Consider the following 6,217-nt stretch of genomic DNA (forward strand, 5'->3'; position numbering starts at 1 on the left):
CCCTAACCTTCAATTTATCACATTATTTTGAAAAAGCTACTCCTCATAGCTTTTAACCCTTTAACCCCCTCTATTTTCAACATAAACTCCTTTATTTTACGTATATCCCCCTTTACAAGTATTGCTTCCATACAGTTCTCCACATCCAGATGTACATGCGTGTTCGATACAATTATATCTAAGAATTCATGCTGCAACTCTGTTAAATATTGCTCTGCTTCATGCTCAAAGTATACTGCTATTACCCCTCCAAACACCCCTTCCTCCATCATGACTCCCCTATCTGAGAGGTATAATCTCAATGCTTCATCAATTATTCTAGATCTATTCTTCATCCCCGTCTTATTCATGTACTCATTAAGCATTTCTAAAGTTTCTTTTCTAAACGCCACACCAGTCCTTAGAATTCCCATAAATTCCCATCACCATAAATACTTTAACCATCATTTAATATTAAATATCATCGTTTAATTCATGTAATAATGGTGTATTTGTCATTGCCTGATTTTAGGGGTTTCTACATCTACGTTCCACCAAGGTTTCTCCCATTTTTTGTCAATTGTAGGTATTTTTTCAAGTATCTGATTGACTCTATCAATTATTTTATTTGCATCAGAAGTGCTTAATCCTTCTTTTTCAAGAATGTTTATTCGGTCGATGAGGTTTTGGAGGTTTAAACGGAATGTTAATGTGAATTTCTTATCGCCTCCAAGAATCCTTTTTATGTTGTCTATACTTATTTGTTCAGGGCCTTCTCCAATTTCATGGTCCAATAGAATTGCAGCAACATCTTTCATATCCTTAAATTCCATACCAACAGCTATTTCATTCTTTAAATATTTGTAGGGTAGTATCCTAAATTCTTGTTGTGTTTCCCTCAATTCTATTTCTCTGTCTTTTGGGAGGCTAAATATGAATTGACATTTTGAGAGTAAAAGGTTTTCCAATCCAATAGTGTAAAGGTTTTCCTTTGCTCTTTTAAATTGTTTTTCATCGATTTTAATGGTATGTCTGAATGGGAGTTCATCGCAGAAGATGTCTGTGACCCCTACTTGTGGAATACCGTCGTTTGTTATATCACTTAAGCCTCTTACCCTATATCTCTTCCCTCCTCTTAAGAGGTTAAACCATCTTTCACCTTGAGTTATGAAGTATAGATAGCAGGATCCGAAGAGTTTGTTTAGTTCCAGCATAAGCTTTACGAATAAGGATCCTTCATGTTTTTGAATTACAAAATCGACATCTTTTACATGTCTATTTAGTGGTCCATTGGGCTTATTTGCTGATGGGCAGTGTATTTTCACAGTCATCCCTCCAAATAGGAGGGGGGTTAATGGCCCCCTCAACTTCTTCTTAACTTCTTCGGAGAAGTTTATTCTTTGAGCGTTAACGGCTGCCCAAATTGTCAAGAGAGCTCTTTTAACAGCAAAATTGTCAATTTCAATGTAGTTCGGCATCTCCAGTTCTTCAGATACTTGTTTTATATCGATGTTGGAGGAAAGTGGGAGATCTACTTCATAAATGGTTCCATCATAGTCTTCATAAATTTTAAATTTCATGGTATTCACTTTCTTTAACACAAATTAACCATACGTAAATAGATAATTTTTAACCTTTCCTTTCTCCAGATTTATGAGAACTCCACGTAGGAATCCTTCACCATACTCGCTTCCTGGGTTGAAGCAAATTGTTCTACCAATTTTCTCAACGCCCTTTGATTCATGTATATGTCCATGGAGGCCTATGAGGGGTTGACTCCTTTCAATTATATGCCTCACGGATTTACTTCCAACGTGGACAAATACTATTCTACCCCCCTTCGTAACAACTCTAAGTTCATCATCTAGTAATGGTGCCATATCCAGCAATGTTTCGTATGGTGGAACATGAATATTAAATATTGCTGATTCCGGGTTCTTGACATGATTTAAGAGGGACGTAAGCTTCCTCTCTAATTCCTCCTCCGTATATTCCCTTGGGGTTTTCCATGGAGTGGGATTGGAGGCTCCCATGCTAAGCATTTCAAATCCCCCCTTTATTTCCAAGACTTTCTCATCAGGATTCACTATGAATTTAGACTCCTTCAGTATCTCATCAATTATTCTGCTATCATCGTTTCCAGGCATAATGTAACACTCAACCCCTATGTTTTTAAGCCTCTCCTCAGCCATTCTAACCCAACTCCTCATAACTTCAGCTGCAGCTTCATCGAAGATTTTCTTGATAAGTGTATTATCGGATCTTACTTTATGGTATTCATCTTCACTCATGATCCTTGGATAGAAACCACTATTACGTATCATCCCTAACAACTTGTTTAATTCCTCCCCCTCCTTAACAATCCACCTCCTATTGGCGAAATCTGCTTCATAACGTCCCCCTCCCATCTTAACTATGGGGATCACGAGTTTACCTGTGAGATCGCCGCCCAAAATTGCTACATCCACTTTATAAATTTTAATGGCATTTAAGAATTTTCTGAAGCAAATTTCGCTTCCATGAACATCAGCTACAAAGAATATCCTTACTTCCATTTTAAATCACCAAAATATAAAAAATAAAATTTATATGACATTTTACTCTGGAGGGATCTCTTTAAATGCTAAACTTATGTCTATGCCCTCTTTCTTCTTCCTATAATACTTGATGGCAAAGTAGTATATAACACAAGTTATGTATGCTATAGCGGCAACTATTAGTGATGGTACGTTCCAGCCTCCATAAAGTGGATTTACTATGAAGTAGTAGAGGAGTGTGGCGAGCAATATGAAGTATATGATTCCACTTATGGTTATTAGTGGAATAGGCCCTATCTTATATTTTGAGACTGGCGATGCCTCATACACATTCCTCATCTTCTTCCTGAATGGCACAATCATGGCTGCTATGGATGTCATCATGAAACATGTAGTGATCTGTGGAATCATGGCTATGTAGCTGGCTAAATATGCTGGTGCTAGAGCATACCATATGATGGCTATAATTCCCAAAACTCCAACGAAGATCGATGCCTTAACTGGCGTATGAAATCTTTCACTAACATCCCCTAGAGCTGCAGGGGCTAATCTATCAAAGGACCATGCAAGCAGTATCCTAGCTCCGGGGAAAACTGAATATAGATCATAGTAGAAAACCCATGCAGTGAAACCTATCCCTATGAGCCATTTAAGCCACGTTGGCGCCATTATCATTGCAAAGCCAAAATAAGATGGTGAAAATGGGAAAGCATAGCATTCTAATCCATCGCCATAGGCATATGATGTGGCTACGAGGAAATCGTATCCAACTACTTTTTCAAGTAAAGCTGTGGTTATCCACCATGCTACAGCGCAAAACACCAGCGATCCAAGTATACCTATCAACATGGATCTCTCAACCCTCTTAGTTTCACCAGCTATGTATGTCGCTAAATATGGGTAAATTAACCCCCATCCCGCTACTGGAAGCAATGGCAACGCATCCATGACGTTCCATGATTGATAAACTGGCGCTTTAATGCCGTAAGTTGTCTCTAAATATTGAGATGTCTCTTTCATTAGTGTATGGTAATCGGCTGATCCGTAGATAGCGGCTACATTGTTCCATGCATTTATAAAATCGGTCTTTGAGGATGTTAAAAACAGAGCCCATATAGCCAAAAACATTATAACCCCTATAACAAAGCAAATTGTTTGAAATATCCTAAACGCCTTAAGCCCTAAAATCGATACTATCACAGTAATTATCATGACTATTATTCCACAAACTATTAACCCAACTGGTGATTTAACAAATTCCGCTGCTCCACTTAACCCAACAAGGTGGAAGGTTGTTGTTAATCCTGGGTCAAATATATATGCTGTTAGAGTTCCCATCCATGCAAAGTTTGCTACCATCCATCCCCAACTAGATATTAATCCGAGAATTGGATGCAAAATCCTACTGTTAAAAACATATTCACCACCACTTCTCGGCACTATGGTAGCTAAGAATGCCCATGAAAGACCTCCAAATATCATCATTACGAAGGTTATGAGAACGCCGATGTATAGGTTCCCGCCAGGCGCTATATATGGACCCCAGAGGAATAGCCACCATGCACTCAAACCAACACTCATGTTAAGCGCAGCAAAAATTAATATATCAGCCCAATTAGCCTCCCTCACCAGACCGGTTGCTTCTCTTAAAAATATTCTCTCTTTTTGACTCATTTTAACGTCTCCATTTTAACTATTTAAAAGTTTGTCAATATATACATTTCGACTTTGACTTTTAATCATTTATATTTTGAAGTATAAATAAACGGCATTACTAATTTGGAGAAAAATAGTTAAATGCGTTGCCCATAGTGTAAAATTTCGGATCGATATTACCATTAATGAACGTGGAAGAGATGTTATAGAAACTGTACAAATTGCTAAAACTTATTAAGGAATCTTTGAATAGTAGTTTATTGATGAATATGCAAATTTTAGGTAATAGAATAGAAGTATTAAGTCATTATGAGCTTTATGAGGTTCATATGGCCACCATGGAAGTGTTGGAGAAGGTTGGTGTTAAGGTTTTGGAGCAAAATGCTTTAAAACTGCTTAAGGATGCAGGTGCCATCATTAATGAGAGAAAGGGGGTAGCTCATATACCGGAGTATTTGGTTAATGAATCCTTAAAGAAAGCTCCAAGCCATGTTACTCTATATGGTAGAGGCAAAAGGTATAAATTAAATATTGGGGGTTATCGAGTCCATTTTTCAATGGAGGGGACTTCTCTCTTCGTTTTAGATTTGGAAACCGGCGAGAGACGTGCTTCAACATATACAGATCTAGAACGTTTCTTCAAACTTGCAGATGCACTAGAAAATATACATCATGCCTCAATAACTGTGAAGGCTCGAGACATACCTGAATCAATTGCTCACGTATATGAAATGTACGCCGGATTTAAGAATACGACGAAAACCATTGACGGATATACTTATGGTCAAACAGTTGCAATGGACACAATTAAAATGGCTTCGATAATTGCAGGAGGGGAGGAAGAGCTTATTAAGCGGCCAATGCTACTTGGCTTCCATAACCCAGTAAGCCCACTGCAACACTCCAAAGAATTAACGGAGGGACTCATGGTTTACGCTAGATATAAGCAGCCAGTCATAATAGCGCCTGAGTGTCAAGCAGGCGCCACTGCACCAGTCACATTAGCAGGACTTCTAGTTCAACAAAACGCTGAAGTTTTAAGTGGAATAGTTATAGCAGAATTAACTAACCCAGGCGCCCCAGTACTTTATGGAACTGTATCGACGATAATGGATATGAAAACTGGAAATATAGCGTATGGTGCTGTTGAAGCAGCTTTAATCAATGTGGCAACAGCTCAGCTTGCCCGCTTCTACAATCTACCATCAAGAGGGACTGGTGGAGGAACTGAGTCTAAAATTCCCGATATACAAGCAGGTATTGAGAAGGCAGTTACGCTGATGATGGCAGCAATGGCAGGTATAAACTTTATTTATGTAGCGGCAGGCGCCCTTGAATCCACATTAACTGCTAGTTATGAGCAAGCAGTTATAGACAACGAATTATGTGGCATGGTATTACGAGCTCTTCGTGGAATAGAGGTTAATGATGAGACTTTGGCTGTGGATGTAATTGAGGAGGTGGGTCCAGGAGGACACTTCCTCACAAAGAAACATACTTTAAAGCACTTAAAGACTGAGCATTTCATTCCCACAATTCTAAATAGGCAAACGAGAGATTTATGGGAGAAATGTGGCTCTAAAGACTTGAGGCAAGTTGCCCGTGAAAGAGCTAAGGAGATATTATCAAAGCATCAGCCTGAACCATTAGAGCCAAGCATTGAGAAAGAGTTGATAGCATTCATAAGAGAAGTTGAGAAAAGAGAGAAATGCTCTTATAAAGTGTCTTAAAGGGGTTTTTTAACTTAAGCCTTACAGTCAAGTAATATATACTTAGCGATGGATTAATGCGGGGGGTGGGATTTGAACCCACGAAGGCCTACGCCACGAGGTTTCCCAGTTAACTTCTGAGCCTCGCGCCTTTGACCTGGCTCGGCAACCCCCGCCTACAATATAAACTGAATTATTATTAAAACAAATTATTTATGTTGTTTTCAGGATGCTGGGAAGCTTGAATTATTCCATTTGCTTTAAGTCTTCTCCTTCCTCCAAGGGACTCCTCCCATAACTTCGCGTCTAAAGTATATTTTCCTACATCTCAATCTT

At 38.7% G+C, this 6,217-nt stretch carries 5 protein-coding genes and 1 tRNA gene; 1 reads left to right on the forward strand and 5 read right to left on the reverse strand.

What is annotated here, in order from left to right:
- Nucleotides 1-17 precede the first annotated feature (17 nt).
- The 4 genes from MRT15_RS08685 to MRT15_RS08700 all read right to left on the reverse strand — a co-directional run bounded on the left by MRT15_RS08685 (nucleotide 18) and on the right by MRT15_RS08700 (nucleotide 4,190).
- Nucleotides 18-413 (reverse strand): CopG family ribbon-helix-helix protein, encoded by a 396-nt coding sequence (locus MRT15_RS08685; RefSeq protein ID WP_304329692.1) that lies wholly within the window; start codon nucleotides 411-413, stop codon nucleotides 18-20.
- 81 nt (nucleotides 414-494) lie between these two features.
- Nucleotides 495-1,559, reverse strand: coding sequence for a hypothetical protein (locus MRT15_RS08690; protein ID WP_304329693.1), 1,065 nt, complete (start codon nucleotides 1,557-1,559; stop codon nucleotides 495-497).
- Nucleotides 1,560-1,583: 24 nt separating this feature from the next.
- Nucleotides 1,584-2,534: a metallophosphoesterase gene (locus MRT15_RS08695; RefSeq protein ID WP_304329694.1), complete on the reverse strand. Its 951-nt coding sequence runs from the start codon at nucleotides 2,532-2,534 to the stop codon at nucleotides 1,584-1,586.
- 42 nt (nucleotides 2,535-2,576) lie between these two features.
- A complete protein-coding gene (locus tag MRT15_RS08700; RefSeq protein ID WP_304329695.1) occupies nucleotides 2,577-4,190 on the reverse strand; it encodes an APC family permease in 1,614 nt (537 codons plus the stop codon).
- A 251-nt stretch (nucleotides 4,191-4,441) separates the two neighbouring features.
- Between MRT15_RS08700 and MRT15_RS08705 the strand changes: the two genes are divergently transcribed.
- Nucleotides 4,442-5,902: a trimethylamine methyltransferase family protein gene (locus tag MRT15_RS08705; protein ID WP_304329696.1), complete on the forward strand. Its 1,461-nt coding sequence runs from the start codon at nucleotides 4,442-4,444 to the stop codon at nucleotides 5,900-5,902.
- A 57-nt stretch (nucleotides 5,903-5,959) separates the two neighbouring features.
- Here the strand turns inward: MRT15_RS08705 and MRT15_RS08710 are convergent.
- Nucleotides 5,960-6,057: transfer RNA gene (locus MRT15_RS08710), tRNA-Leu, on the reverse strand.
- Nucleotides 6,058-6,217: the final 160 nt, after the last annotated feature.

Origin of the sequence: Candidatus Culexarchaeum yellowstonense (assembly GCF_024707025.1) — an archaeon.
GTDB lineage: Archaea > Thermoproteota > Methanomethylicia > Culexarchaeales > Culexarchaeaceae > Culexarchaeum.